Origin of the sequence: Desulfoprunum benzoelyticum, from assembly GCF_014201505.1 — a bacterium.
GTDB lineage: Bacteria > Desulfobacterota > Desulfobulbia > Desulfobulbales > Desulfocapsaceae > Desulfoprunum > Desulfoprunum benzoelyticum.
The window spans coordinates 192,171-218,517 of record NZ_JACHEO010000001.1 but is presented as its reverse complement, the minus strand read 5'-3'; the positions used below and the strand labels follow the sequence as shown (position 1 = coordinate 218,517).

At 63.1% G+C, this 26,347-nt stretch carries 25 protein-coding genes; 5 read left to right on the top strand and 20 right to left on the bottom strand.

The window, feature by feature from the left end:
* Positions 1 to 28: 28 nt before the first annotated feature.
* Genes tviB through HNQ81_RS00940 form a run of 3 tightly spaced genes read left to right on the top strand, consistent with a single transcriptional unit; the run spans position 29 to position 3,271 of the window.
* On the top strand, positions 29 to 1,306 hold the full coding sequence (gene tviB, locus HNQ81_RS00950; protein ID WP_183347372.1) for a Vi polysaccharide biosynthesis UDP-N-acetylglucosamine C-6 dehydrogenase TviB: 1,278 nt from the start codon (positions 29 to 31) through the stop codon (positions 1,304 to 1,306).
* 26 nt (positions 1,307 to 1,332) lie between these two features.
* Positions 1,333 to 2,358, top strand: a complete 1,026-nt coding sequence (locus HNQ81_RS00945) for a molybdopterin-binding protein (protein ID WP_183347370.1) — start codon at positions 1,333 to 1,335, stop codon at positions 2,356 to 2,358.
* Positions 2,348 to 3,271 (top strand): RluA family pseudouridine synthase, encoded by a 924-nt coding sequence (locus tag HNQ81_RS00940; RefSeq protein ID WP_205240135.1) that lies wholly within the window; start codon positions 2,348 to 2,350, stop codon positions 3,269 to 3,271. The genes HNQ81_RS00945 and HNQ81_RS00940 overlap by 11 nt, the downstream gene beginning before the upstream one ends.
* Here HNQ81_RS00940 and HNQ81_RS00935 read toward each other — a convergent pair.
* From HNQ81_RS00935 to HNQ81_RS00900, 8 genes are all read right to left on the bottom strand, one after another.
* Positions 3,195 to 3,491 carry a Smr/MutS family protein gene (locus HNQ81_RS00935; RefSeq protein ID WP_183347368.1) on the bottom strand — a complete coding sequence of 99 codons (297 nt, stop codon included), beginning with the start codon at positions 3,489 to 3,491 and terminating at the stop codon, positions 3,195 to 3,197. The two genes, HNQ81_RS00940 and HNQ81_RS00935, sit on opposite strands and share 77 nt — an antisense overlap.
* Positions 3,484 to 4,644, bottom strand: a complete 1,161-nt coding sequence (lpxB, locus tag HNQ81_RS00930; protein ID WP_183347366.1) for a lipid-A-disaccharide synthase — start codon at positions 4,642 to 4,644, stop codon at positions 3,484 to 3,486. The genes HNQ81_RS00935 and lpxB overlap by 8 nt, the downstream gene beginning before the upstream one ends.
* Positions 4,641 to 5,627 (bottom strand): Gfo/Idh/MocA family protein, encoded by a 987-nt coding sequence (locus HNQ81_RS00925; RefSeq protein ID WP_183347364.1) that lies wholly within the window; start codon positions 5,625 to 5,627, stop codon positions 4,641 to 4,643. Before HNQ81_RS00925 ends, lpxB begins: the two co-directional genes overlap by 4 nt.
* A 108-nt stretch (positions 5,628 to 5,735) precedes the next feature.
* Positions 5,736 to 6,443, bottom strand: coding sequence for an ABC transporter ATP-binding protein (locus HNQ81_RS00920; RefSeq protein WP_183347362.1), 708 nt, complete (start codon positions 6,441 to 6,443; stop codon positions 5,736 to 5,738).
* Positions 6,436 to 7,227, bottom strand: a complete 792-nt coding sequence (locus HNQ81_RS00915; protein ID WP_183347953.1) for an ABC transporter ATP-binding protein — start codon at positions 7,225 to 7,227, stop codon at positions 6,436 to 6,438. The genes HNQ81_RS00920 and HNQ81_RS00915 overlap by 8 nt, the downstream gene beginning before the upstream one ends.
* On the bottom strand, positions 7,227 to 8,453 hold the full coding sequence (locus HNQ81_RS00910; protein ID WP_183347361.1) for an ABC transporter permease subunit: 1,227 nt from the start codon (positions 8,451 to 8,453) through the stop codon (positions 7,227 to 7,229). The genes HNQ81_RS00915 and HNQ81_RS00910 overlap by 1 nt, the downstream gene beginning before the upstream one ends.
* A 13-nt stretch (positions 8,454 to 8,466) precedes the next feature.
* Complete coding sequence (locus HNQ81_RS00905) at positions 8,467 to 9,369, bottom strand: branched-chain amino acid ABC transporter permease (RefSeq protein WP_183347360.1); 903 nt, start codon at positions 9,367 to 9,369, stop codon at positions 8,467 to 8,469.
* Between the two features lie 88 nt (positions 9,370 to 9,457).
* Positions 9,458 to 10,588 (bottom strand): branched-chain amino acid ABC transporter substrate-binding protein, encoded by a 1,131-nt coding sequence (locus HNQ81_RS00900; RefSeq protein ID WP_183347359.1) that lies wholly within the window; start codon positions 10,586 to 10,588, stop codon positions 9,458 to 9,460.
* Between the two features lie 181 nt (positions 10,589 to 10,769).
* On the opposite strand from HNQ81_RS00900, the gene lpxK reads away from it, so the two are divergent.
* Complete coding sequence (lpxK, locus tag HNQ81_RS00895; RefSeq protein ID WP_183347358.1) at positions 10,770 to 11,837, top strand: tetraacyldisaccharide 4'-kinase; 1,068 nt, start codon at positions 10,770 to 10,772, stop codon at positions 11,835 to 11,837.
* Positions 11,838 to 11,918: 81 nt separating this feature from the next.
* Here the strand turns inward: lpxK and HNQ81_RS00890 are convergent, their stop codons facing one another.
* The 4 genes from HNQ81_RS00890 to HNQ81_RS00875 form a co-directional block, all read right to left on the bottom strand.
* Positions 11,919 to 12,335, bottom strand: coding sequence for a secondary thiamine-phosphate synthase enzyme YjbQ (locus HNQ81_RS00890; RefSeq protein WP_183347357.1), 417 nt, complete (start codon positions 12,333 to 12,335; stop codon positions 11,919 to 11,921).
* 132 nt (positions 12,336 to 12,467) lie between these two features.
* Positions 12,468 to 13,670 carry a DegT/DnrJ/EryC1/StrS family aminotransferase gene (locus HNQ81_RS00885; protein WP_183347356.1) on the bottom strand — a complete coding sequence of 401 codons (1,203 nt, stop codon included), beginning with the start codon at positions 13,668 to 13,670 and terminating at the stop codon, positions 12,468 to 12,470.
* 72 nt (positions 13,671 to 13,742) lie between these two features.
* On the bottom strand, positions 13,743 to 14,594 hold the full coding sequence (panC, locus tag HNQ81_RS00880; protein ID WP_183347354.1) for a pantoate--beta-alanine ligase: 852 nt from the start codon (positions 14,592 to 14,594) through the stop codon (positions 13,743 to 13,745).
* Entirely contained in the window at positions 14,591 to 15,286 is a 696-nt protein-coding gene (locus tag HNQ81_RS00875; RefSeq protein ID WP_183347353.1) for a tetratricopeptide repeat protein, read from the bottom strand. The genes panC and HNQ81_RS00875 overlap by 4 nt, the downstream gene beginning before the upstream one ends.
* Before the next feature lie 138 nt (positions 15,287 to 15,424).
* Here HNQ81_RS00875 and xseA point away from each other — a divergent pair, with 138 nt between their 5' ends.
* Positions 15,425 to 16,882: an exodeoxyribonuclease VII large subunit gene (gene xseA, locus HNQ81_RS00870; protein ID WP_183347351.1), complete on the top strand. Its 1,458-nt coding sequence runs from the start codon at positions 15,425 to 15,427 to the stop codon at positions 16,880 to 16,882.
* Positions 16,883 to 16,899: 17 nt separating this feature from the next.
* Here xseA and HNQ81_RS00865 read toward each other — a convergent pair whose 3' ends face one another.
* From HNQ81_RS00865 to cbiB, 8 genes are all read right to left on the bottom strand, one after another.
* Positions 16,900 to 19,905, bottom strand: coding sequence for a DNA polymerase III subunit alpha (locus HNQ81_RS00865; RefSeq protein ID WP_183347349.1), 3,006 nt, complete (start codon positions 19,903 to 19,905; stop codon positions 16,900 to 16,902).
* A 30-nt stretch (positions 19,906 to 19,935) separates the two neighbouring features.
* The gene (locus HNQ81_RS00860; protein WP_183347347.1) at positions 19,936 to 21,135 is read right to left on the bottom strand and encodes a DNA polymerase Y family protein; all 1,200 of its coding nucleotides are present in this window, start codon (positions 21,133 to 21,135) and stop codon (positions 19,936 to 19,938) included.
* Between the two features lie 12 nt (positions 21,136 to 21,147).
* The gene (locus HNQ81_RS00855) at positions 21,148 to 21,996 is read right to left on the bottom strand and encodes a DUF72 domain-containing protein (protein ID WP_183347345.1); all 849 of its coding nucleotides are present in this window, start codon (positions 21,994 to 21,996) and stop codon (positions 21,148 to 21,150) included.
* Complete coding sequence (gene lexA / locus HNQ81_RS00850) at positions 21,993 to 22,640, bottom strand: transcriptional repressor LexA (protein ID WP_183347343.1); 648 nt, start codon at positions 22,638 to 22,640, stop codon at positions 21,993 to 21,995. The genes HNQ81_RS00855 and lexA overlap by 4 nt, the downstream gene beginning before the upstream one ends.
* Before the next feature lie 202 nt (positions 22,641 to 22,842).
* Entirely contained in the window at positions 22,843 to 23,256 is a 414-nt protein-coding gene (ndk, locus tag HNQ81_RS00845; protein ID WP_183347341.1) for a nucleoside-diphosphate kinase, read from the bottom strand.
* A gap of 93 nt (positions 23,257 to 23,349) precedes the next feature.
* The gene (locus HNQ81_RS00840) at positions 23,350 to 23,982 is read right to left on the bottom strand and encodes a precorrin-8X methylmutase (protein WP_183347339.1); all 633 of its coding nucleotides are present in this window, start codon (positions 23,980 to 23,982) and stop codon (positions 23,350 to 23,352) included.
* On the bottom strand, positions 23,979 to 25,346 hold the full coding sequence (locus HNQ81_RS00835) for a cobyrinic acid a,c-diamide synthase CobB (RefSeq protein WP_221270802.1): 1,368 nt from the start codon (positions 25,344 to 25,346) through the stop codon (positions 23,979 to 23,981). The genes HNQ81_RS00840 and HNQ81_RS00835 overlap by 4 nt, the downstream gene beginning before the upstream one ends.
* Complete coding sequence (gene cbiB, locus HNQ81_RS00830; RefSeq protein ID WP_183347337.1) at positions 25,347 to 26,336, bottom strand: adenosylcobinamide-phosphate synthase CbiB; 990 nt, start codon at positions 26,334 to 26,336, stop codon at positions 25,347 to 25,349.
* Between the last annotated feature and the right edge of the window lie 11 nt (positions 26,337 to 26,347).

Genomic DNA, 26,347 nt, shown 5'->3' with positions numbered 1-26,347 from the left:
TACCGTCATCCCTTTACCGGAAATTACCATGCTTTCACGCGAACAGACACGGATTGCCGTCATCGGCCTCGGTTATGTCGGGCTGCCGCTGGCCGTTGAATTTGGAAAATACTTCGACACAATGGGTTTCGATCTCAACACCGCCCGCATCGCCGAACTGGCGGAGGGGCGGGACTCGACACTGGAGGTCGGCGAGGACGAGCTTCGCGCCTGTCCGTACCTGCGCTACACGACCGATCCGGCGGCGATCGCCGGCTGCAATGTCTTTATCGTGGCGGTGCCGACACCGATCGATGCCTCGAAACGCCCCAATCTCCAACCGCTGGTCGGCGCCTCGAGAACCGTCGGCTCGGTGCTGAAAAAAGGTGATGTCGTCGTTTATGAATCGACCGTGTATCCCGGGGCGACGGAGGAGGTCTGCGTGCCGGTGCTGGAGCAGATCTCCGGTTTGGTCTTCAATACGGATTTTTACTGCGGTTACAGCCCGGAGAGGATCAATCCGGGGGACAAAAAACACCGGCTCCCCAATATCGTCAAAATCACCTCCGGATCGACGCCGGCAATCGCCGACTTCGTTGACCGACTGTACGGAACGATTGTCACCGCCGGCACCTTCCCTGCCAGTTCGATCAAGGTCGCCGAGGCGGCCAAGGTCATCGAAAACACCCAGCGCGACGTCAATATCGCCCTGGTCAATGAGCTCGCCCTCATTTTCGATCGTCTGAACATCAACACCCGTGAAGTGCTGCAGGCAGCAGGAACCAAATGGAATTTTCTGCCGTTCCAGCCGGGGCTGGTCGGCGGCCACTGCATCGGCGTCGACCCCTACTATCTCACCCACAAGGCCCAGGAGGTCGGCTTCCACCCGGATATGATCCTTGCCGGACGACGAGTCAACGACAATATGGGGCACCATATCGCGGCGTCGATGATCAAGTTGATGTCGCGCAAGGGGATCGACACCTCGAAGGCCAGGGTTCTGGTGCTCGGCCTGTCCTTCAAGGAGAACTGCCCGGACCTGCGCAACACCAGGGTCATCGACATTATCGGCGAACTGGAGGAGTACGGCATGGCCGTCGACGTCCATGACCCGTGGGTCAATGGCACGGAGGCCCTGCGGGAATATCGGATCAGACTGACAGACACGCTGTCAGAGCAGAGCTATGACGGCATTGTCGTCGCCGTCGCCCATCGGCAGTTCGTGGCCATGCAGGCCGCCGATTTCCGCCGACTCTGCCGCGGCAATGCCGTCATCTACGATGTCAAGAACATCCTGCCCGTCGGCCTGGCCGACGGCTGTCTCTGATCGATTCAGGTAAGGCGGTTGCTGAAATGATGAAAACAGTCCCCGTTGAGGATTCCGTCGGCATGGTCCTGCCTCATGACATCACTGAAATAGTCCGGGACAGCCACAAGAAAAGCGCCTTCAAGAAAGGCCATATCATCCGTGCCGAGGACATTCCCCACCTCAAAAGGTTGGGCAAGGATCATATCTATATTCTGTCGCTTACAGCCGACGAAATCCACGAGAACGAGGCGGCCGCCATCCTTGCCCAGGCCCTGGCCGGCCGGGGGGTGCGGTTGAATGCCGCCCCCGACGAGGGTAAAATCACCCTCGCTGCGGCCCGGGACGGACTGCTGCGGGTCAACATCGAAACCCTGTTCCAGTTCAACCTCCTCGGTGAGGTCATGTGTGCGACTCTGCATGACAACACCCCGGTCAAAGAGGGGGATATCATTGCCGGAACCCGCCTCATTCCACTCGTCGGTCTGCGCGCCGTCGTCGACCAGGCGGCGGCGATCGCCGGCCGGGACGGCCATGTGCTCCAGGTCCTGCCGCTGCGGCAGGCTCGCTGTGGGCTGGTGATCACCGGCAGCGAGATCTACTACGGCCGGATCAAGGACCGCTTCGAGGAGGTGCTGCGCCGGAAACTCGACCAGTTCGGTTCGACCGTTCAGTCGGTGGAGTTCGCCCCCGACGATCCGGCTGCCATTACCGCGGCGATCAACCGGGCGCTGGCAGGCGGCGCCGACCTCATCGTCACCAGCGGCGGCATGTCGGTCGACCCCGACGATGTCACCCGGACCGGCATACTCGCCGCCGGGGCTGTCGACACCGCCTACGGCAGCCCGGTGCTGCCGGGGGCGATGTTCTTCACCGGCCGGATCGGTGACGTGCCGGTTCTCGGCGTTCCCGCCTGCGGCATGTATCACAAGATCACCGTCCTCGATCTCGTGCTGCCGCGGATCCTGACCGGCGAACCGATCGGGCGGCGGGAACTGGCGGCCCTCGGTCACGGCGGCCTGTGCCGCAACTGTCCGACCTGTCATTACCCTGCCTGCAGCTTTGGCAAATAATCCGGCGCCCATTATTGCACGGCTGACGGTCGCCGAGACGACCGCCACCGCTCCTGACCTGTTGGCGGCGGCGACAGGTCTGTCGAAGACCGCGGTCAAGGAGGCGATGGCCAAGGGGGCCGTGTGGCTGCAGCGCTCCGGCAGCAAAGAACGGCGTATCCGTAAGGCCGCCGTTGCCCTGCGTGCTGGTGACCACCTCGCCCTGTACTACGATCCGGCGATTCTCGCCCTCGCTCCGCCCCCACCGCTCCTGCTGGCCGCCGAACGGTACTACAGCGTCTGGTACAAGCCGGCAGGCCTTCTCAGTCAGGGCAGCCGTTTCGGCGACCACTGTTCCCTGCTCCGTCATGCGGAAAAACTCAAGGAGATCGGGGCGGCCGCCCGTCTTCTCCACCGCCTTGACCGGGAGGCGCGCGGCCTGGTGTTGCTGGCCCATGGCCGGTCGGCCGCCGCTGCCCTTTCGCGTATGTTTCAGACGCGGGAGATCGAAAAGAGATACCGGGCCGAGATTCACGGCATCCTCGGTCCTGTCGGAGAGGTCATGGTCTGTGACGCCCCGCTCGACGGCAAGACCTCCCGCACCGTGGTGACGGTGCAGGAGATCTGCGCGGAGCGGGGGACGAGCCGGGTCGATATCGTCCTCGAGACCGGCAGGTATCACCAGATCCGCCGTCATCTGAGCTCGCTCGGCCACCCCCTGGTCGGCGACCGCCGCTATGGCGCCGGCAATGACAGCGCCGAACTGCAGCTGGTCGCCTGGTCGCTGGCCTTCATCTGCCCCTTCACCGGCCGGCAGCGCCGCTACTCCCTCGACAATGACGGGTCGGCAAATGTGCTCAGCTGCGATCCAGCAGATCGACCAGGGTCGCTCCCCAGGACCCGGCCTCGGCACCTGCCAACCGGTAGCTTTTGACCAGTGGGTGGGCGGCGAGGATGGCATGCACCGTCCGCCTGAGGTTGCCGATCCCCTTGCCGTGGATGATCCGCACCTGGAGTATTCCGGCGGCATGGCACAGCTCGAGATAGTCGGGAACCAGGTGCTTGATATCCCTGGGAGAGAAGGCGTGCAGATCGAGGACCCCGTTGATCTCCACCTCGACGGGTTCGCCGTCGTCGAACAGTTCATCATCCATTTTGCATTCCTTCCTGCAGCATGGTCAGGGCCAGCCGGGCGGCCCGCTCCGATGCCCCGTGCTCGCCGAGACTCCTCCTGACGTCCGCCAGACCGCACATCATACCCTGCCGGTAGCCGTCATCGTCGAGCAACCGCTGCAGCAGCCCGGCAATGGGTTCCGGTTCCACCTGATCCTGCAGCAGTTCCGGCACGACCTCATGGCCGGCGATGAGATTGACGAGTGAAAAATGGTGAAGCCTGACCAGCAGGCGACCGAGACGATAGGTCAGCGGTGAAAATCGGTAGGCGACGACCATCGGCACGTCGAGCAGCGCCAGTTCGAGCGTCACCGTGCCGGAGGCGGCCATTGCCATGTCACTGGCGGCCATGACCTCGTAGCGTTCATCGGCAATGATCCTGACATCGAGATCGCCGGCCTCCGCCAGGCCGTTGGCGTACAGATCCCGGGCGCTGACGGTCGAGGCGAGCGGCAACAGGAACACCAGATCGTCGGCCACGGCCTGCTGCAGCAGCCGTGCCGCCCCGAGAAAGCGCGGCAGCAGACAGGTGATCTCCCGCTTTCTGCTGCCGGGAAGAATGCATATCCGTCGGCTTGTCGGGGCAATGCCGTGTTTGGCACAGAATTGTTCCGGCGTCATCCTGACGCTGACGGAATCAAGCAGGGGGTGGCCGACATAGTGGGCATTAACTCCCCGCTGTCGGAAGAACTGCTCTTCGAACGGCAGGATCACCCCGACCTTGTCGACCCGGTCGCCGATAGTCTTGACCCGGCCGCTGCGCCAGGCCCAGACCTGCGGGGTGATGTAGTAAAAAACCGGGATGCCGAGGACTTTGGCTTTTTTTGCCAGCCACAGGTTGAAATCGGGCAGGTCGACGATGATCAGCAGGGCCGGCGGCCGCCGTTGCAGCCGGCGGCGCAGGGTGCTCTGGGCGGCGATGATATCGCCGAGATGGGAAAAGACCTCGGTAAGGCCGACGACGGAAACCTTCGCCGCGTCGAAGAGGATCTCCATGCCGGCGGCCGCCAGTTCATTGCCACCCATGCCACAGAAGGCGAGACTGGAATCCTGCCGCTGCATGGCCCGCAGCAGATTGGCGGCATGAAGATCGCCGGAGGCCTCGCCGGCGACGATCATTACCTCCATCGTCATTGTTTCCCAAAGACTTCAGAGACTTTGCGGAAGACCTCGAGATCCTTGTGTTCCCGGATCTGCGCCATGACCTGCAGGGCCACTTCGAGGGCCCGGCGCCCTTCATGTCCCGACACCAGCGGCCGGGTGCGGTTGCGGACATGGCCGATGAAGTGTTCGATCTCGCTGCGCAACGCATCGCCGGCCGCAAACGAATGCACATGGATATCCTGGCGCGGCATTCCCGATTCGAGCAGTTCATCGGTCAGGGTGATGGTCATGAATTTTCTCTGGGCGAAATCAACGTTGATATAGGATCCCGGCTGGAATATCCGCATCTTGCGGACGTTGGTGCGCGAAATCCGGCTGGCGGTGACGTTGGCGGTCGCCCCGTTTTCAAAGATCAGCCTGGCGTTGGCGATGTCGGTGGTGGCGGTCACCACCGGCGCCCCGGCGGTGTGGATCGACTGCAGCGGCGACTGGATGATGTTGAGGATGATGTCGATATCATGGATCATCAGGTCGAGGACGACGTCGACGTCGACGCCACGGTTCTTGAAGGTCGAGAGCCGGTTGCTCTCGATGAAGACCGGCAGGCTGAGATACGGCTCCAGCGCCACAATCGCCGGATTGAAGCGCTCGAGGTGCCCGACCTGGAGTACCAGGTTTTTCTCGGCACAGCGGGCAATCAGGTCGTCGGCCTCGGCGAGGGTGACGGTCATCGGCTTTTCGAGCAGGATATCGACCCCGGCGACGATACAGTCCGAGGCGATCCGGTGATGGAGGCTGGTGGGCACGACAATCGATACCGCATCGACCTCCTGCAACAGGGCCTGATGGTCGTCGTAGTATGTACACCTGCATTCTTCGGCGACCCGCTGTCCCTGCCGGGGATCGATATCGGCGACGCCGACGAGTTCGACCCCGTCCATCGCCGCATATTTCTGGGCGTGGAATCGACCGAGATAGCCGACCCCGATCACACCTGCTCTGATATTCTTCATTGCGTTGTTCACTTATATATAATCTCAGTTTTCGACCGGCAAAGTCTTGCCGTCAGTTACCGGCAATTGGCCGGAGAACACGTCATTCAGGGGATGCTGCCAAGGGACTCAGATGCCGAGATAGGCCTTCTGGATATCGGTGTTTTTCAGGAGTTCTTCAGCCTTTCCGGAAAATACGATCCGGCCGTTTTCGATGACATAGCCCCGGTGGGCAATATGCAGCGCCTGGTTGGCATTCTGTTCGACCAGGAAAATGGTGGTCCGGTTTTCGGCATTGATCTGTTTGATGATCTCGAAGATCTGTCTGATCACGAGCGGGGCCAGACCCATCGAAGGCTCATCGAGAAGGAGCAGCCGCGGCCGGGCCATCAAGGCCCGCGACATCGCCAGCATCTGCTGCTCACCGCCGCTCAACGTCCCCCCATCCTGCCCCCGCCGCTCGGCAAGGATCGGAAAGAGAGAAAAGACGTAGTCGATGTCGCGTTTGATCTCCTTTTTATCGCGGCGCAGAAAGGCCCCCATGTCGAGATTTTCCTGCACCGTCAGTTCCGGGAAGATGTGGCGGCCCTCGGGTACCTGGCAGATCCCCAGTCGCACGATTTCATCAGGTTCTTTCCGCTGGATCTCCCGATCGTCGAAAAGAATTCTGCCGGAGCGGCTCGGCACGATGCCGGAAATGGTCATCAGGGTCGTGCTCTTCCCTGCCCCATTGGCGCCGATCAGGGTGATGATCTCCCCTTCGTTGATCTCGAGATCGATATCCTTGATGGCCAGGATATTCCCATACCCGGCCTGGATGTTTTCGAGTTTAAGCATCGACATCTTCACCTAAATACGCCTTGATAACGGCTGGATTTGAACGAATTTCTGAAGGTTTTCCCTGGGCGATCTTCTTGCCGTAGTCCATCACGAAGATCCGGTCGGACAGGCTCATGACCAGCTTCATGTCATGTTCGATGAGGAGGATGGAGTGGCCATCGGTGGAGATTTCCTTGATTAACCGATCAAGTTCCTGTGTCTCCTGGGGGTTCATGCCGGCCGCCGGTTCGTCAAGGAGGAGGAGGAACGGCTCGGTCGCGAGAGCGCGGGCGATTTCGAGCCGCCGCTGGGCCCCGTACGGCAGATTCCTGGCGAATTCATTGGCCAGATGGGCAAGGCCGACCTTGTCGAGAATGGCGTAGCTCATCTCGACAATCTGCCGTTCTTCCCGCCGGGTCGCGGCATTGCGGAGTATCGCCCCGAGGATGAAGGCCTTGGTGCGGCAATGGCGGCCGATCATGACATTTTCCAGCACCGTCATCTGGGAAAAGAGACGGATATTCTGAAACGTTCTGGCCAGACCCTTTTCCGTCACATGGTTTGGCTTCAGCCCCTTGAGACTGACGTTTTTCGTGCTGCCGGGGGGAGTAAGAAGAATTTCTCCCGCCGTCGGCGTATAAATTCCGGTCAGACAATTGAAAAAGGTCGTTTTTCCCGCCCCGTTCGGCCCGATGAGGGCGACGATCTCGCCGGCATGGACCTCGAGATCGAGCCGGTTGAGGGCGCGAATCCCGCCGAAATCCATCGTCAAACCGCTGATCTGGAGAATTGGAGTAGCCATCATTGCTGTGTCGGAGAAGGAAACTTTTTATCGGAATGATAGGTTCGGCGGATATTCGAGATCAGTCCCTGCGGCCGGAATACCATCATCGCCACGAGGATGGCGCCGAAGGCGAGCATCCGGTATTCGGACAGGGCGCGCAGGTATTCGGGGAGGAGAATCAGGATCAGGGCGCCGAAGATGACCCCGACGATCGAGCCCATGCCGCCGAGAACGACGATGGCCAGGATGATGGCGGATTCGAGGAAGGTAAAACTGGCCGGGTTGATGAAGGTCGTCTTGGCGGCGAAGACCACGCCGATGATTCCGGCCCAGAAGGCGCCCAGAGAGAAGGCGACCAGTTTGGTCTTGCGCTTGTCGATCCCCATCGCCTGGCAGGCGATTTCATCTTCCCGCAGGGCGATCCAGGCCCGGCCCAGTCGTGAATCCTGGAGGCGGTTGACAATGAAGATCGTCACGATCATGAAGACGATCATCAGGTAATAAATATAAATGATTGCTCCGTCCAGACCGAACTCGATGCCGAACAGGCCCGGGCGGGAGATATTGGAGATGCCGCTCGGCCCCTTTGAAAATTCACTCCAGTTTTCCAGGACCAGGCGGATAATCTCGCCGAAACCGAGAGTGACGATGGCCAGGTAATCGCCGCGCAGGCGCAATACCGGAAAACCGAGAAGGATGCCGAAGATCGCCGCCAGTCCGCCGCCGATCGGCAACACCGCCCAGAAGCCGAGATCGAAATGATGATTGAGCAGCGCATAGGAATAGGCGCCGACGGCGTAGAAGGCGACATAGCCGAGATCGAGCAGACCGGCCATGCCGACGACAATGTTCAAGCCAAGGCCGAGAACGACATACATCAGGGCGGTGGTCATGACATTGGTCTGATAGGACGAGGAGAACAGCGGAAAGACGATGGCCACGGCCAGCAGGAGCGCGATCAGCGTAAATTTCTGCCGTGGCGATGCCAGGACACGGTGGATGAACGATTCCTTTTTCTGTTCGGCCTCTTTGTCGACGGCAGCGTTTCTGCTCCGGCGCTGAATGATGATCTTGACCAGAAGAAAGACGGCAAAGGTCCCGATCGCGACGTAGAGCGAATTTTCCCAGCGCCACCTGACGATACGCTCAACCGGATCGACCTTGACGACCATCAGCGGGAAGGTCAGGAAGACGAACCACAGCGAGACGAGCAGGCCGTTTTTTATCTCTTTGAAACCCAACATGAGTGCCACCGTCTCAGACTTTCTTGGTTTCCGCCTTGCCGAGCAGGCCGGACGGCTTGAAGATCAGGATGAGGACCAGCAGGGAAAAGGCGAAGACGTCTTCATAGTCACTCGAAACATAGCCGGTGGCGAAACTTTCCGTCAGCCCCAGCACCAGGCCGCCAAGGACCGCCCCGGGGATCGAGCCGATGCCGCCGAGGACGGCGGCGGTGAAGGCCTTGATCCCGGCCAGAAAGCCGATGTAGAAATTGATCTGGCCGATATGGGAGGCGATCAGCAGTCCGCCGACCGCCGCCAGGGCCGAGCCGATGATAAAGGTGGCGGAGATGATCCGGTTGACGTTGATGCCGACGAGCATTGCCATCGTCCGGTCCTGTGAAGTCGCCCGCATGGCCTTGCCGACCTTGGTTCCCTTGATGACGATCGTGAGGATCAGCATAATGACGGCGGTGGTGATCAGGATAACGATATCGGTGGAGCCGACGATGTGGGCTATCGGTTCCATGAAGGCGAACTCGGGGATCAATTCGGGAAACGGCAGAAAATTGGAGGTCTGCGCCAGGAGCACGTAGTTCTGCAGGAAGATCGACATGCCGATGGCACTGATCAGGGGGGAGAGCCGAGGGGCGTGGCGCAGCGGCCGGTAGGCGATCTTCTCGACGGTGTAGCCGTAGGCGCTCGACCAGATGACTGCGGCAAAGCCCGCCAGTATGACGATCGCCAGCAGCGGGAAGCCATAGATCGACAGCACCGTGGCGACAATGAACGCAGTGAAGGCCCCGATCATATAGATCTCGCCGTGAGCGAAGTTGATCAGCCCGATGATGCCGTAGACCATCGTATAGCCCAGGGCGATAAGGGCGTAGATCGCGCCGCGGGTCAGCCCGCTGCAGAACAGTTCGATGAAATAATCCATACCGGGATCACGAAAAAAGAACCTGAAGCAGGCGGCCACAAAGGCCGTTTCTCCTGCTCCAGGTGTTCTGAATCAAAAAGAAAGAAATCTATTTCATCTCGACGAAAGCGCCGTTCTGGACCTGATAGACGGAGAAGCCGATACCAACGGCATCGCCCTTGTCATCAAAATAGATGTTTCCCAACGGGGTGTCGACTTTTTCGGTCTGCAGGGCCTTCTTCAGCGCCGCCAGATCGGTCGACCCGGCCTTCTCGATGGCATTGACCATCGCCAAGGTTGCGGTATAGGCATTTTCAAAGAAGGCGCCGGCATCGGCGTTGAAGACCTTCTTGTGTTCGGCGAAGGCGGCCTTGGACAGGGGGTTGCCGGTCGTATCTTTCGGTCCCGAGGCGTAGACACCCTCGGCATCGGCGCCGGCGACCTTGATGAAGGTGTCGTCCTTGACGCCGTCATCGGAGAGGAAGTCGACCTTCAGTCTTTTCTTTTTGATCATGCCGACAATCTTTGCCGCCTCAGGATGATATCCGCCGAATATGACGGCCTGGGCCCCGGATTTCTTGATTTTCTGGACGATGGCCGAGTAGTCGACCGCCCCCGGGGTGACGCCTTCGAACAGAACGACTTCGGCCTTGCCGGATTTCTCGACGAACGACTTGGCGAACTCGGCGAAACCCTTGCCATAATCACCCTTGTCGTGGATAACCGCGATCTTGGTGTGGCCGAGCTTGTCGAGAGCATAGTCGACATCGACCTTGGCCTGCATGTCATCCGGGGCGATGGTACGGAAGAAATTGGGATACTCGCCGCTGTAGGTCAGATCGGGATTGGTGGCCGATGGCGACATGACGAGAATATTGGCGTTGGTGTAAATCGGCAGGGCTGATTTGGTGGCGCCGGAGCAGATATGTCCGAGCACGACTTCGGCCCCCTGCGACACCAGCTTGGTAGCGGTATTGGTGGCGACTTCGGGCTTGCAGACATCGTCTTCGATCAGCAGTTCGATCTTCTTGCCGTTGATGCCGCCCTTGGCGTTGACCTGGTCGATCACCAGTTTGGCGGCGTTGACTGTCGGCAGGCCGTAAGAGGCCAGGTCGCCGCTGTGGGCTCCGGCGACCCCGAATTTGATGGTGTCGGCCGCCATGCCGGCTACAGGAGCCGAGAAAGCCAGCATCATGATTGCTGCTGCCGCAAGGATTTTTTTGCTTCTCATCAGTTTCATTTTTCCTCCATCGGAAAGATTGAATGGTGCCTCCGCCCGCTCGAGATCTTCTGTCGAAAACGTGAAAAAACGGGCTGAAACCAGTTAAAAATGATAGTAGTCTTTTATTACGCAGCATTGCGTAAAATTGGAAGTGAAAAATCTTCCTCATCATGCTTATCGTCAATCATTTCGACATTCGATGACACCATCGCCCTCCACCCTCTTTGCCATCGGCCGACCATTCAGCCCGCTGTACAGCCTGGCGATGTCGATACGGCAGAATCTGTATCGCAAAAATATCCTCACCGTCCATCGTCTCGCCGTTCCGGTGATCTCGGTCGGCAACCTGACCCTCGGTGGTACCGGTAAAACCCCGACCGTCGCCTGGATCGCCAGGTTCCTGCATTCAGCAGGGCACCGGCCGGCGATCATCAGCCGGGGGTACGGCGGGACAGCCAGGGACGCCGTCAATCTCGTGTCCGACGGCAACCAGGTGCTGCTGAACGCCGAACAGGCCGGTGACGAGCCGGCGATGCTCGCCCGGCAGCTCCCGGAAATCCCGGTCCTGACAGGAAAAACCCGTCTGCATCCATGCCGGCATGCGATTGAACGCCTGCGCAGCACGATCCTGATCCTCGATGACGGCTTTCAGCATCTCGCCATCGCCCGTGATATCAACCTGGTCCTGTTCAACGCCACCACCCTGGCCGGCAACAGCCGCGTATTTCCAGGCGGTGAGTTGCGGGAACCGGTCGCCGCCCTGCACCGCTGCACCGCCTTCCTGCTCACCGGCGTCGACGACGGCAACCGGGGGCGGGCGGAACGATTCGCCGCACTACTTTCCAATCGTTTTCAAGGAAAATCGGTATATTATTCGACCATCGCGGCTGATCTCCCAGCCCCACCCAATCTGAAGCCGACGGCCGATTCATTGCCGCCCCTCTTCGCCTTCTGCGCCATCGCCCATCCGGATCGGTTTTTCACCACCCTGTACGGCATGAACCTGCATGTCACCGGCAAGACCTGGTTCCGGGATCATCATCGCTACAGTCAGAACGATGTCGATGCCATCTGCCGGCGGGCGGAGGCATCCGGAGCACGGGCATTGATCACGACCGAAAAGGATATGATCAAGCTCGAACGGCTGCAGGCGGCGCTGCCGCTGCTGCCATTGAAAACTCGATTCGACACCGATGACGGCTTACCTGTTTATCTCCGGCAGACCTTGGGGATCGCTCCTGGCCGCGAGGAGCATCGATCGATTTGAAATGAGATGAGCCGAGCGACGGGTTGCCTGCACCCGCCGCAACCCTTGCGGCCCGGGGATTGGGACAATGCCCCCTCGTCGCTATTCGCCGATGATCTTGACCAGGACTCGTTTTTTCCTCCGGCCATCGAACTCACCGTAGAAGATCTGCTCCCAGGTCCCGAAATCGAGTTTGCCGCCGGTGATCGCCACGACGACCTCACGGCCCATGATCTGGCGCTTCATGTGGGCGTCGGCATTGTCTTCATAGCCGTTATGGCGGTATTGCGCGACCGGGGCATGGGGAGCGAGCTTTTCGAGCCATACCTCGTAATCGTGGTGCAGGCCGGATTCGTCGTCATTGATGAACACCGAGGCCGTGATGTGCATGGCGTTGCACAGCAGCAGGCCCTCTCTGATTCCGCTTTCCCGCAGGCACTCCTCCACCTGGCCGGTGATATTTCTGAACCCGCGGCGGGCGGGGATCTCGAACCACAACTCCTTGCGGTAGCTTTTCATCGGGTCTCCGACTGTATTCGCCTCGGTTCCATCGTCGCTATCGGCCGGTAACCCGATCCGCCCCGACGAATTCAACCATTGCAACACAAACCCCGCATCGACCCTTGACCGTTGCGAGGTTTTGCCGGCCGGTCAGACAGCTGCCGCCTTGGTCAAGGCGTCGCAGATGGCGGTCAACCGCTCTTCCGGCATTTTGATCGAGACGGGATATACCAGGTTGCGGTTCATCAGGGCGGCCGAGGCCGGCAGGGCGGCGGAATCGTAGACGACCCGTCGCCGACCGTCGGGCCCGGTGAACGGCCAGCCGCCGGCCGCCACCGACCGGCCGTGCAACAGATGCTCCCATTGCGGATAGTAATGCCAGGTATTGTCGGCAAAACAGATCGCCCCGCAGCCTTTCTCCTGCAGCAGGGCATTGACCCGGCGGCAGTGCTCCTGATCCTGGAGGAAGAAACTGAAGTGGGTGGCCGTATCGCCTTCCGGATCGACCAGCTGCCGGAAGCTGACCCCGGGGATCGCGGCGGCCGCCTCCCTGAGACGGGCCTTGTTCTTCCGCTGTTCGGCGAGCATCATATCGAGCTTGGCCAACTGGGCAATACCGATCGCCCCCTGGATCTCCATCATCCGGTAGTTGGAGCCGATGAATCGGCGCCCCTCGCCGCCCCTGCCTCCGGGATTGACGACATGGTCATGGCCATGGTCATGGTACTCCGACATCGTTCGCCACAGCCCCTCGTCGGCGGTAATGACCATGCCGCCCTCGCCGGTCGTCAGGGTCTTCACCGGATCGAAAGAGAAGGTGCCGCATCTGCCGAAGGTGCCGAGATGGCGGCCCTTGATCCGGCCGCCTGCCGCCTGGGCCGTATCCTCAAGGACCGGGATGGAATGGCTGTCGGCAATCTCGACGATCTCGGCGATCCGCGCCTGGGCCCCGAGCATATGGACCGGGACGATGCAGCGGGTCTTCGGGTTGATTTTTTTCCGCAGATCTTCGGGGTCCATATTCATTGTCGCATCGACCTCGGTGAATACCGGGATGGCCCCCAGTTCCAATATCGCTTCCCAGGTGGCGACGAAGGTGAATCCCTGGGTGATGACCTCATCGCCGGGGCCGATACCAAGGGCGGCAAGGGCGACCTTCAGGGCCGCGGTCCCCGAGGTCACCGCCTGGGCATAGCTGGCGCCGCAATAGCCGGCAAATTTTTCCTCGAACTCCCTGACCTTGTAGACACCCTGGCGCTGCTCGGCGAACTCATAGCGAAACAGCACCCCGGTATCGAGCACATCCTGAATCTCTCGTTTTTCCTCTTCACCGAAGACCTCGAATCCTGGCATATCACCCTCTCAAAATTGGCTGTATCTGAAAAATATCGTGATCCCGGCGGGAACGAAAACCTTGGCCGTGTCTTACAGCAGCAGGCCGTTGTCGATCAGGCGCACCCTGCCGTTGATCTTCACTGCCAGCGCCATGACGCTGTCCTGGTCGATTGCCGTGCCGGGGAGAAGGGTCCACCGGTCGACGATGCTGACGTAGTCGACCTGACAGCCTTCATGGGCCTCGATGTAGGCAGTGGCGGCGGCAATCAGGTCGACGACGGAGGCTGTGTTGCTCGAGTCTCGGATGGTGTCACGGGCCTGGCCGATCGCCTGCGACAGACACAGGGCCGTCTGCCGCTCCACCTCCGTCAGATAGCTGTTTCTGGAACTCAGGGCCAGACCGTCGTGCTCCCGGACGATTGGATGGCCGACAATCTCTATCTGGAAATTGAGGTCGCGGACCATCCGCCGAATCAGTGCCAGCTGCTGCAGATCCTTCTCGCCGAAAACGGCGACATGGGGAACCATCAGATGAAACAGCTTGGTGACGATCGTCGCCACCCCATCGAAATGCCCGGGCCGACCGGCGCCGCACAGCCCCTGGGACACCTTGCTCAGCACCACCCTGGTCTGGAATTCCGGTTCGAACATCTCCTCCACCGCCGGGGCGAACAGGGCATCGACCCCTTCCTGTTCGGCCAGTCGGCGATCCCGGTCAAGGTCGCGCGGATAGGCGGCGAGGTCCTCGCGCGGCCCGAACTGGATCGGATTGACAAAGAGACTGACAATGATTTTCGTGCCGAGCGATCGCGCCAACCGCATCAGCGACAGATGCCCTTCGTGGAACCATCCCATGGTGGGCACGAGAACGATGCGCTGCCCCTCTTCTCTCCAGCCGCCGGTGACCTGGACGACCTCCTCACTCTTCTTTATCAGTTTCACTGTTTGACCTTCAGACGGGCGATTCTATCTTCGATAATCCGTTTTCCAGGATCGGTCGGGGCCTTGTCGGCCAGGGTCGAGAGATAGGTTGTGAGGGTCTCGATGGCCTTGTCGGTTTTTCCCTGAGATTCGAGAATTCTCGCGATCCCGGTGTAGCCGATGGCCTGATAGCCGTCGATGTCCTTTAATTCCTGATAGGCGGCCGAGGCCTCGTCATATTCATGGCCGGCCTCTTTGGCCTGAGCGAAGCCGAAGGATGTCAAGGCATAGAGCGGATCGGACCTGTCAAGATCGTTGCGGATACGGCGATACTGTTCAGCCGCCTCCTTGAACTTGGATCCGGCCATGGTGAGATGGGCCAGTTCGACTTCCGCCCAGCGGGCCGAGGCTGTTCCGGCAAATTCCGCCGCTACTGCGCCAAGGGCCTTTTCCTTGTCGTCACCGGCCTTCTGCATGGCCGTGGTGAGGGCCGATGTCGCCTCTTCGATCCGTTTCTGGCGATAGGAGTCATACAGGGCCAGGGCAACGACGGTGATCAGGATCGCGGCGACAGTCACCTGGATCACCCTTTTGTTTCTGCGGATATAGCTGATGACGGCCGGCGGCAGATTGAAATGTTCCAACAGCCCTTCCACATCACCCATGGCGCTGGGTTCCACATGTTTTTTGTCGAAAACGCTCTCTCCGCCCATTCAATATCTCCTTGCTCTTTTCATTTCCCGGTGCGGTAAACTTTCCAAATCAAGCCGTAAAGTATAATATATGCCAAGGCTGCTGTCCATCCACAATCCCCCTTTCTCAGCGTCCAGCCGCTGATCGGCGATCACTCCATGTCCATCCCCCATCCCGATGAAGTTCTGACCGTCACCCAGATTACCCAATCGATCAGGGACCTGCTCGAGGGGAATTATCGCTTTGTCCATATCCGGGGAGAAATCTCGAACCTCCGCATCCCCTATTCCGGCCACCGCTATTTTGTTCTCAAGGACAGCACCGCCCAACTCCGGGCGGTGCTGTTCAAGCAGCAGGAGCGCTACCTCGACCGGCCGATCAAGGACGGACAGCAGGTCATCTGCCACGGGCGGATCTCGGTCTACGAACAGCGCGGCGAGTATCAGCTGATCGTCGACACCGTCGAACAGGCCGGTTCAGGGGCGCTGCAGCTTGCCTTCGAGAAGTTGAAAAACCGGCTCGCCGCCGAAGGGCTCTTCGATCCGGGGCGCAAACGACCGGTTCCGGCCTTCCCGGAGTCGATCGTGATGATCTCGTCGCCGACCGGGGCGGCAATCCATGATTTCCTGACGGTCTGGCGCCGGCGCCGTTCGGTCGCCGCGATCCGTCTGCTGCCGGTCCGGGTTCAGGGCAAGGGCGCCGGCGAGGAGATCGCCCGGGCCATCGATACCGCGAACCGTCTCGCCGCCGCCGACCTCATCGTCCTCTGCCGCGGCGGCGGATCGATCGAGGACCTGTGGGCCTTCAACGAAGAATGCGTCGCCCGGGCGATTGTCCGCTCTTCGATCCCGATAGTCACCGGCATCGGTCACGAAATTGATTTTACCATTGCCGATTTCTGTGCCGACCTGCGCGCCCCGACACCGACCGGCGCCGCCGAACGGATCATACCCGACTGCACCCTCCTGCTCGAAAGAATCGATGCCCTGCACAGTCGGCTGCGGCACTTGCTGATCCGCCATCTCGCCGTCGAAGAACAGCGTCTGGCCGCATGCCGCAAGACACTGAAAGCATTTCCCGACAACCTCGAACGTTTGGCCCTCCAACTCGACCTCACCGTCCATCGCTTCAGCCGGGCCGCCGTTGCCTTTCTCCGTTTCCGGGAGCGGCGGCTGGCCCAGCTTCTCGCCCGTCTCGAGACCCAGACGCCATTGCACCAGCTGCAGCTCAAGAGCCTGCGCCTCGAACATCTGCGGCAACGGTTGACGCGCGGCATCGCCGCCATCCTCGACACCTTGGAGTCCCGCCTTGCCGCGGCGGCGGCCTTGCTCCATTCCGTCAGCCCGCTGGCGACCCTCGCCAGAGGCTACGCGATTGTCAGGAAAAAGGACAGCGAGACCTTGCGCTGGACCGTCGTTACGGAAAGCGGCGAGGTGGCTCGGGGCGACCGGTTGGACATCCTGCTCGGCAAGGGCGGCCTGATCTGCGAGGTGGTCGCGGCCACCGCCGGATTGCCTCCACCCGGGGCGGATATCCCGCCTGAAGCGGACAGGGCAACCGATGAACGGCAAAGTTTTCCCCCCGGCGAGCGGTCAGACCCGGAAACACCCGAGTGAGCAGACGATGGTCGCCGTCATCCTGAGATCCCAAGCGGTGCCGCCTGCTCCACCGTCAGGGTGATCGCCCCGTAATCCTGGTCGACGGCGCCGGCCAGGACATAGGCCCGGCCGCTCTGCAGCAGGTGGGCGTAGCGGCGGTAGACGAGTGGAAAGAAGGTGGCCTCGACGATCCCGGTTTCATCCTCGAAGGTCAGGAACTCCATGGCCTCGCCGCTTCTGGTGGAGACCAGTTTGCCGGTCAGCAGCCAGACGGCGCAGCGCACCCGCCGGCCGACATGATCGCCGAGCCGGGCGACCTTGACCAGGCCCGACGGCAAGCGGCCGATCAGGGTCACCGGGTGTTCGCTGCAGAGAAAACCGAGCACCGCGAACTCGCGGCGCAACAGGGTCAATCGGTCCGGTGGCGGCAGGATCGGCGGCTCTGGCAGCACCGGCGGGAAGAGCGAAGCGGCTGCCGCCATCTCCCGCCGGCGCATGAACACCGCCCATTGCCAGAGCAGGGTGGTACGGTTGCCGCCGGCGTCGAGGCTGTCCAGCGCCCCGGCATGGATCAGGGCCCGGGCCTCGTCGTCGGCCGGCCGGGTCCGGTGCCAGCAGTCGGCGGCAGTGGTGAACCGCCCCTGCCGCCGGGCCGCCAGCAGCCGGTCGAGACAGGCGGCGGAGAACCCGGCGACCGACTGCAGGCCGACCCGCACCCACCCGCCCTGTCCCCGCCACCGCCAGTCGCTGGCGTTGACGTCGGGCGGCAGGACCGCAAGCCCCAGCCGTTTCGCCTCGGAGACATAGGCAAAGGTCGAATAGTAGCCGCCCTGGTTGGAGATCACCGCCGCCATGAACTCGGCCGGGTGGTGGCGCTTGAGATAGGCGGCCTGGAACGAGACCCGGGCGTAGGAGGCGGAGTGGGGTTTGCAGAAGGAGTAGCCGTCGAAACTCAGCATCATTTCCCAGACCCGGTCGATATCGGCCGCCTCGACGCCCCGCCGCCGGCAGCCGTCCCGGAAACGCTGTTCGTAGTCCCTCAGTTGCAGCGCCTTGTCTTTCTTCGCCATGACCTTGCGCAGGCCGTCGGCATCGGCATGGCTGAAACCGGCCAGGGCCACCGCCACCCGCGACACGTCCTCCTGATAGACCATCAGGCCGTAGGTTTCGTCGAGGATGTCGCCGACCGCCGGATGCAGCGGCTGCCAGCTGCCGCCATGCAGGCGCCGGACGTATTCACGGACGAACTCGTTGGCGGCCGGGCGGATGATCGACGACTGGATCACCAGCTGCTCGAAGTCGCCGCTGCCGGCCTTCTGCTCCAGGAGGCGCATGGCCGGGCTCTCGATATAGAAACAGCCCATGGTCCGGCCGCAGGCGATGGTCTCCCGGGTCGGCGGATCGTCTTCCGGGTTCCAGCCGGACTCGGGGGGCGGCGCCCCGTTTTGCCGCACTGCCGCAATGCAGTCACGGATGACGCCGAGGCTGCGGTTGCCGAGGATGTCGATCTTGACCAGTCCTGCCTCCTCGGCGCCGTCCTTGTCCCACTGGATGATCGGCACCCCCTTGGCGGCGTATTCGACCGGGACATAGTCGGTGATCGGCCCGGGGGTGATGATTACCCCGCCGGAATGGACCGACAGATGGCGCGGCAGGCCGATCAGCCGCGTCGCCAGACGGAGGATCGTCGGCCAAGGCTCTGAGAAATCCTGGCCGGCCAGCGACGGCAGACCCTGCAGCCGTTGCTGCAACCCTTCGCCGTCGCCGCGAGAGATCCAGGGCAGGCGGCGGGTCAGCCGTGCGATCTCGCCCTCCGGCAGGCCGAAGACCTTGGCGGTCTCGCGGATCGCCATCCGCGGCTGGAAGCGGATATGGTTGCAGACCATCGCCGCCTGGCCGCCGTGGTCACTCAGGATGTCGGCCAGGACCTCATCACGCTCGTCCCAGGCGAAATCGATATCGATATCCGGGGGATCGCGGCGACCGGGGTTGAGAAAGCGCTCGAAGTAGAGGTTGTAGCGGATCGGGCAGACGTTGGTGATGTCGAGACAGTAGGCGACCAGCGAGGCGGCGGCCGAACCGCGGCCGCAGATCCGTCGCTTGTGGCGGCGGCCGTCCGCCCCCTTGCGGTGGACGATGTCGCGGACGACCAGGAAGTAGGCGGAATAGCCCATCGCCGCGATGATCCGCAGCTCATGCTCGAGCCGATCGACCACCGTTTCGCCGAGGTCGTCGCCGTAGCGGCGGCGGGCCCCCGCGTAGGCCTTCTGCCGCAGTACTCGGCCCGCCTCGTTATCCCCCCCTCCTCGCCAGGGCGGCATGACGATGCCGAAGGCCGGCCCGGTGAAGGTGCAGCGCTCGGCCACCGCCATCGTCGCCGTCACGACCTCCGGCCACACGGCGAAGCGGCGACGGTACACCTCCGGCCCCCACAGCGGCTGGACCCCGACCGGTGACTCCAGCGTTTCCAGGCGACTGAGAGTGGTATTGCGGGCGATCGCCCGCAGCAGGCGATACAGTTCGCGCTGATCGTCGCCGGCGAGCCGGCTGACCGGGGTGGCGACGGCCGTCACGCCCCGGCTGCGGGCCCAGTTTCTGAGCCGGCGGCCGATTGCGGTCGGCTGCGGGCCGAGATCGACGACCGGTTGCAGCCCGCCTTCCCGCAATTCGTCGAGCAGCGGCAGATCCTCGCCAAGGATGGTCAACCCCTGGCTCCCGGCGACCAGGGCGGCGGCGAGATCAAAACCGGCAGGAGCGTGGCGCCGGCTCAGCAGCCGGCAGAGACTGCGGTAACCTGCCTCGTCTTCGACCAGGCAGGTGACCCGGCGCGTGGTGCCGGGCTCGGAGATCTCGGCCCCGACCACCGGCCGCAGGCCCTCCCCCCGACAGGCGGCGAGAAAAGGCCACAGGCCGTAGAGATTGTCGCCGTCGGTCAGTGCCAGACCCGGATAGCCGTGCTGCCGTGCCAGACGACAGAGGGTTGCCGGCGGCGCAGTACCTTCGAGCAGGGAGTAGGAAGAACGGACACGGAGAGGAAACATGGGGCGGTCTCGGGGCGGCGGTTGCCGGTCTCAGGCGGCCTCCCCGGCCGGCGCCGGGGACAACCGCTGCCGACCGGTGGCGATCAGGGCATGGCCGTAACGGTTGCGAATGGTGTCCATCGCCGCCAGCAATCCGGCCTGCCGCCGTTCCTGGTGATGCGTTTCGGCAAAGAGCGGCAGCTGCGGTGATTGCCGGCACAGATCGTCGCAGACCAGGCGGCAGGAGCGCAGTCGCCCCCGCCGCAGCCAGGCCCGGGACAGGGCCTGGTCGGCCAGGTGCTGCAGTTGGAAATCACTGGCCGTGCGCCGCCGGGCCGTAGCCGAACGGACCACCTGAAGACCGTCGGCATAGCGGATCCAGATTCCGACCCGGCGTGCCTCCTGCCGTCGCTGTCGCAGCTCCATGCCGACCCGGCTGGTCATGTCGGCGATCGCCGCCGTGACCTCCTGCCGGTCGTTGGTGTCGCCGGCAAAGACATGCTCGACCGCGACTGTTGCCGTCCCGATTCCGGCCGACACCGGGGCGGTGTCGATGCCGCGACTGGCCTCGTACAGATAGTCGCCGCGACGGCCGAACGGTACCAGCAGCTGGCCCCGGCTGAGGCCGGCTAGTTGGCCGACCGTGACAATCCGAAACTCGCCCAGCCGCCGCATCTCCCCTGGCGCCAGTCCCGGCAGCAGAGAAACCGGCAGGGGGGCGAGGAAATCGATCTCGTCACCGGCACTGACGATATACTCGCCGATCGGCTTGACCAGCCGCGAGGCGACCTTGGCCACCAGCTTGCTGGTCGCCAGGGTCCAGATCGGATTGAAGCCGAGCTGCCGTCGCACTTCCCGCCGCAGCCGCAGACCGACATCCATCGCCGGCCCGAACAGGCGATGGGTGCCGGTGAGGTCGACGAAGACATGGCCATCCTCGCTGCCATGCTCCAGCCGTGGCGAATAGCTCCGCACCTGCCGCAGGAAGTTCTCCATCGCCCGGCGGTACAGCTCCGGCCGCGGCGGCCGGAGCTCGGCACCACGGCAGACACGGGTCGCCTGCGACAGCGCCATCCCCTTGCGGACCCCGGCCCGATAGGCCTCCTCGCTCATATCGTAGACCACCGCCCTGGAGGTGCCGGCCGGGGCGATGATCAGCGGCCGCCCCCGCCGCGGCGCCGCGGCCGCCTGCTCGACGGCGACGGCGAAATCGGTGATGTTGAGGTGGAGGATCGAACGTTCCCTGAACATGACAGCCTCGTCTCAGGCGGCTGCCCCGCCCAGGATCTCGACCAGCAGTCGGGCGTTGCGCGGCGCCTGGGCCCGGACATGGTTGTTGAAGAAAACGACTCCCCGCGCTGCCCGGGTCGCCATCGGCCGCAGGATCGCGTCGCTCCACTGCCGCAGCTCGGCGGGGCTGTAGTCGTAATCGAATTTTCTCTGCATGTTGCCGGAGCGCCAGCCGGCGCCGTTGCGCCCATGCAGGCGGACATAGAGCAATTGCGGATTGGTGACCACATCGAGGGGCGGAAACAGGCCGGGCAGCGACGGGGCGTCGACCGTCACCAGGCTCACCGCCCGCCGTTGAAGCTCGGCAAAGACCCGATCGACGGCCCAGGAACCGTGACGGAACTCCACCGCCACCGGCAGGCCCTGCAGGCCGTCGAGGAGGACGGCGAGATGGCGGCGGTTGTCGGGGCTGCGCTCGAAATCCGGCGGCAGCTGGATCAGCACGGCGAGCAGACGGTTCCCGAGCGGGGCGATGCCGCGGCGGAACTGCTGCAGCTGGTCGCGCCAGTCCTGATCCCGCTCATGGGTGATCGTCCGGGTCAGTTTGGCGGCAAAGCGCAGGTGCGGCGGGGCCTTGTCGATCATCCGGGCGATCGCCTCGGCCCGGGCCATCTGGTACCAGGTGTAGTTGAGCTCGACCACCGAGAACGAACGGCCATAGAGCGGCAGCATCGTCGCGGTCCTGGTGCCGGGCGGATAAAAGCCGCTGTCGACCCATTCGGTATAGGAATAGCCGCAGGTGCCGACGGCGAGGCGGCAGTCCCTGCCCCGGCCGGCATCGTCGGTTTCGCCTACGGTCAGTATCGCCGGCAGCCGGTTCATGCCACTCGCTGCCCCGTCGCGAGGATGCCGCCGGACCCTCGGATCACCCCGATGACCTTGCCCTGCACCAGCACCTCGCCGAAGGGGTAGCGCATGACCGGGAACCCGGGATTCTCCGGCCGCAGTTCGATATGGTCGGGCTGGAGGAAGAAACGCTTGACCGTCGCCTCCTCACCCTGGATCAGCACCGCCACGATCTCACCGTTGGCGGCGTACTGGCGGGGCTCGCAGATCGCCAGGTCGCCGTGGAGGATGCCGGCGCCCTGCATCGACTCGCCCCTGACCCGGAGACAGAAGAGGTTGTCGCCGGGGAACAGGCGGCGATCGACGACCACCGAGCCGTCCCATTCCTGCTGGGCGTACATCGGCAGGCCGGCGGCAATCTGACCGATGATCGGCAGTTCCCGGCTGCGGTCGCCTTGTTGCCGGCGATCGTTGCCGGTAACGAGGCGGAGCGACCGGCTGTAGCGGCCGTCGCGCTCGACCGCCCCCTTCTTCTCCAGTTGCCCGAGCAGCTGGGCTATCGCCGTGTGGCTGACCCCCAGGTCGGCGGCGGTCTGCCGCAGGCTCGGGGCCTTGCCGTTCCGGGCAAGGCGCTCGGCGAGATAATCGTACAGCCGTTTCTGGGTTCCGCTCAGCTCCATCGCTCCTCCAATGTATATGGACATTTGCTGTAAATGTACATGTACAACAGGATTTGTCAATATACATTTTTGCATCCGGCATGGATCGCCCGGACGAAATGCCGGTGTCGCACCGGGCACAAGGGGGAAGAGATGGGGCGGGAGAAACGGGAGCCGCCGTTCCGCCCCCATCACGGGACGGAACGACAGGGTACAGGGAGGATTACAGCAGTTCGAGGCCGGAGAAGAAGTAGCCGATCTCGAAGGCGGCGGTCTCGGGGGCGTCCGAGCCGTGGGTGGCGTTCTCGCCGACGGAGGAACCGAACTGGCGGCGCAGCGTCCCTTCGGCGGCCTCGGCCGGATTGGTGGCGCCCATCAGGTCCCGCCACTTCTTGATCGCGCCCTCGGCCTGGAGGACCATGACGATGCAGGGGCCGCTGCTCATGAAATCGGTCAGCTCGCCGAAGAACGGCCGGTTCCTGTGGACGTCATAGAAGCCCTCGGCCTCGATCTTGCTCAGGTAGAGCTTCTTCAGGCCGACGACGGTGAAGCCTTCCTCATAGATCCGGCTCAGAATCTTTCCGGCATGACCGGCGGCGAAGGCGTCCGGTTTGATGATCGCAAATGTTCGTTCCATACGGGTATCCTCTCGGCAATGGGTGAGTAGTGAAAAACCGGCTCATCAGTAGCATCACGCCGGCAAAAAGTCAAGGACCGGCGCGGCCGTTCGTCAGGCCATCTTCAACAGGGCGTTGACGATGGCGGCGGCGATCGGGCTGCCGCCCCGCCGGCCGAGGACGGTGATCGCCGGGATGCCGGCGGCCACCAGCAGCTCCTTCGATTCGGCGGCGTTGACGAAACCGACCGGGACGCCGACGATCAGGTCGGGGGCGAAGGTCCCTTGCCGCACCAGGTCGATGGCGGCCAGCAGGGCCGTCGGGGCGTTGCCGACGGCGACGATGCCGACGTTGTCGCCGCTTGCCATCTCCAGGGCGGTCTCGGACCGGGTCCGGCCGGTCTCGCGGGCCCGTCGTGCCACCTCCGCGTCGCCGACACGGCAGAGCACCCGGCCGCAGAAGGCGCTCTGCAGTTTGCTGCCGATCCCCGCCGCCACCATTCCGACATCGGCGTAGAGGTTGCGGCCGCCACGGATGGCGGCGAGACCCCGGTCGATCGCCTGCGGGTGGAAGCGGATGCTGTCGGTCAGGGAAAAATCACCGGTGGCGTGGATCACCCGCTGGAGAATGGCGAATTCCCGGGCGTCGAAGTCCACGGGGTGGCGGCCGGTGCGGGCGAAAAACTCCTCTTCGATGATGCGGAAGCTCTCCCGCTCGATGTCTTCCGGTCGTATATCCTGAATCATTCCCTTTCCTCCCTTCTGGTCTGCATGCTGAGCGCATGGCGAAAAAAATGGTCCACACTGCCTGTCGTTCTGCCGAAGTGGAGGTGGACGTAACTGCCGATGGCGTTGTGCCGGGTGTACCCCTCCTGCCGGCCGTCGTCGAGATCGTAGAGGCATTCGATTGCCGGGGCCTTCCCGGCCGGTTCCGAATAGTGGAATTCGTGGCCGTAGAGCTCATCGCCCTGCCGGCCGAGAAAACAGTCGCGCCGCAAACGCACCCGGCGGTAGCCGAGCCGGCTGAAGCGTGGCCGCATGGCCATCTGCAGCGCAAAGACCCCGACCATCGGATGCACCCGACCCTCGGTGTCGGTCAACTCTTCGGCCATGTACATCAGACCGCCGCACTCGCAGTAAAGTAGACCGCCCTTCTCTGCCCACTGCCGAAGCGCCGTCCGCATCGACTCGTTGGCTGTCAACGCCGCCGCGTGCAGCTCGGGATAGCCGCCGCCGATATAGACGGCGGCTATAGCCGGCGGCAGTGTCAGGTCGGACAGCGGGCTGAAGGGCACGATATCGAAGCCGGCGGCGGCCAGCAGCGCCAGATTTTCCTGGTAGTAAAAGCAGAAGGCGGCATCGCGGGCGACCGCCAGGCGCAGCCGCGGCTGGACGGGGCGGACCGGGGGCGGAACCTGGCTGGGTGGCTGCAGCGGACGGACGGTCGCGGCCAGCAGCGCCGGGATGTCGATATGGTTCTCGACCGCCGCCGCCAGCCGAGCAAGCTGCCCCGCCGACAACGGATTCTCCTCGCCCATGTGCAGGCCGAGATGACGCTCCGGCATCGCGAACTGCTGCTCGCGCGGAAAGGCGCCGAGCAACGGGGTGGCGCAGGATTGGGCCAGGGCCCCGCGGATCAGCTCGACATGCCGCGCTGACCCGGTCTGGTTGAGCACGACCCCGCACAGACGGATCTGCGGATCGTAGACCTCGAAGCCCTTGACCACGGCGGCCACGCTCTCGGCCGCCGAGCGGGCGTCGACGACCAGCAGCACCGGCAGGTCGAGGACCCGGGCCAGGGCGGCGGTACTGGCCACGCCGCCGTCGAACAGCCCCATGACCCCTTCGACGATGCGGACGTCGGCCTCAGCCTCGGCCCGGGCGAAGATCCGGCGGCAGCATTCCTCCCCCATCATGAACAGATCGAGATTGTGCGACATCCGGTTCGCCACCATCTTGTGCAGGGTCGGATCGATGAAGTCCGGGCCGCACTTGAACGGTTGAACCGCCAGCCCGCGTCGGACCAGGGCGGCCAGCAGCCCGAGCGCCAGCAGGGTCTTGCCGGAGCCGCTCTTGGTGGCGGCGATGACAAAGGCCGATCGCTCTTTCATTTACCCCTCCATCACAACTGCCCTGCATCCCAGCAGGAAAATGACAAACAGCAGGGCGCCGAGGTACATCAGCCGGTTGGTGCGGAGGATGTCTTCGGCGTCGATGGCCCGCCGCTCGTCGCCGAGCCAGGGCTTGTCGATGATCGTGCCGAAGTAGACCGACGGCCCACCGAGGCGGACGCCGAGCGCCCCGGCCACTGTCGCCTCGGGATGGCCGGAGTTGGGACTGGCATGGCGCAGCCGGTCACGGCGGCAGATCCGGGCCGCCGCCCGCCAGTCCAGCCGCTGGATGGCGGCGGCGAAGATCAGAAAGACCGGGGTCAGCCGGGCCGGCAGAAAATTGGCGAGATCGTCGAGCCGGGCCGCGGTCCGGCCGAACTCAAGGTACCTCTCGTTTTTGTAGCCGAACATCGAGTCCATGGTGTTGATCGCCTTATACAGCATCGCCCCGAGCGCGGTCAGGGCGATGGGATCGGCGCCGATCGGTAGCGCCAGCAGGCTGAAGCCGATTCCCCAGAACAACGGCGCGGTGACCCCGTCGACCGTATTCTCCGCTACCGTCTCGATCGCCGCCCGGCAGATTCCCTGGCGGTCGAGCCGGGTCGTGTCGCGACCGACGATCATCGCCACCGCCTGCCGCGCCCCGTCGAGATCGTCGACGATCAGGCGGCGATAAACAGCGCGGCTGTGGCTCGCCAGGTCATGGGCGGCGACCGTGGTGTAGAGCAGGATGACCGCGACGATATCGGCCAGCAGCGGCGAGACAGCGGCGCAGGCCCACAGCGCCAGCATCAGCGTCAGTCCGGTGGCCAGCAGGACCGCGGCAGTCGTCAGGGTCCCGGCGGTGGCTGGACTAGTAATTGACGAGCGGGTTTGCTTTTCAGAAAAAGTGCACAACCGGCCGATCAACCGCACCGGGTGGGGCAGGAAGCGCGGATCGCCGAACAGAAAATCGGCGGCAATGGCGGTCAGAACCTGGAGGGTATACATCGTGATTGAAA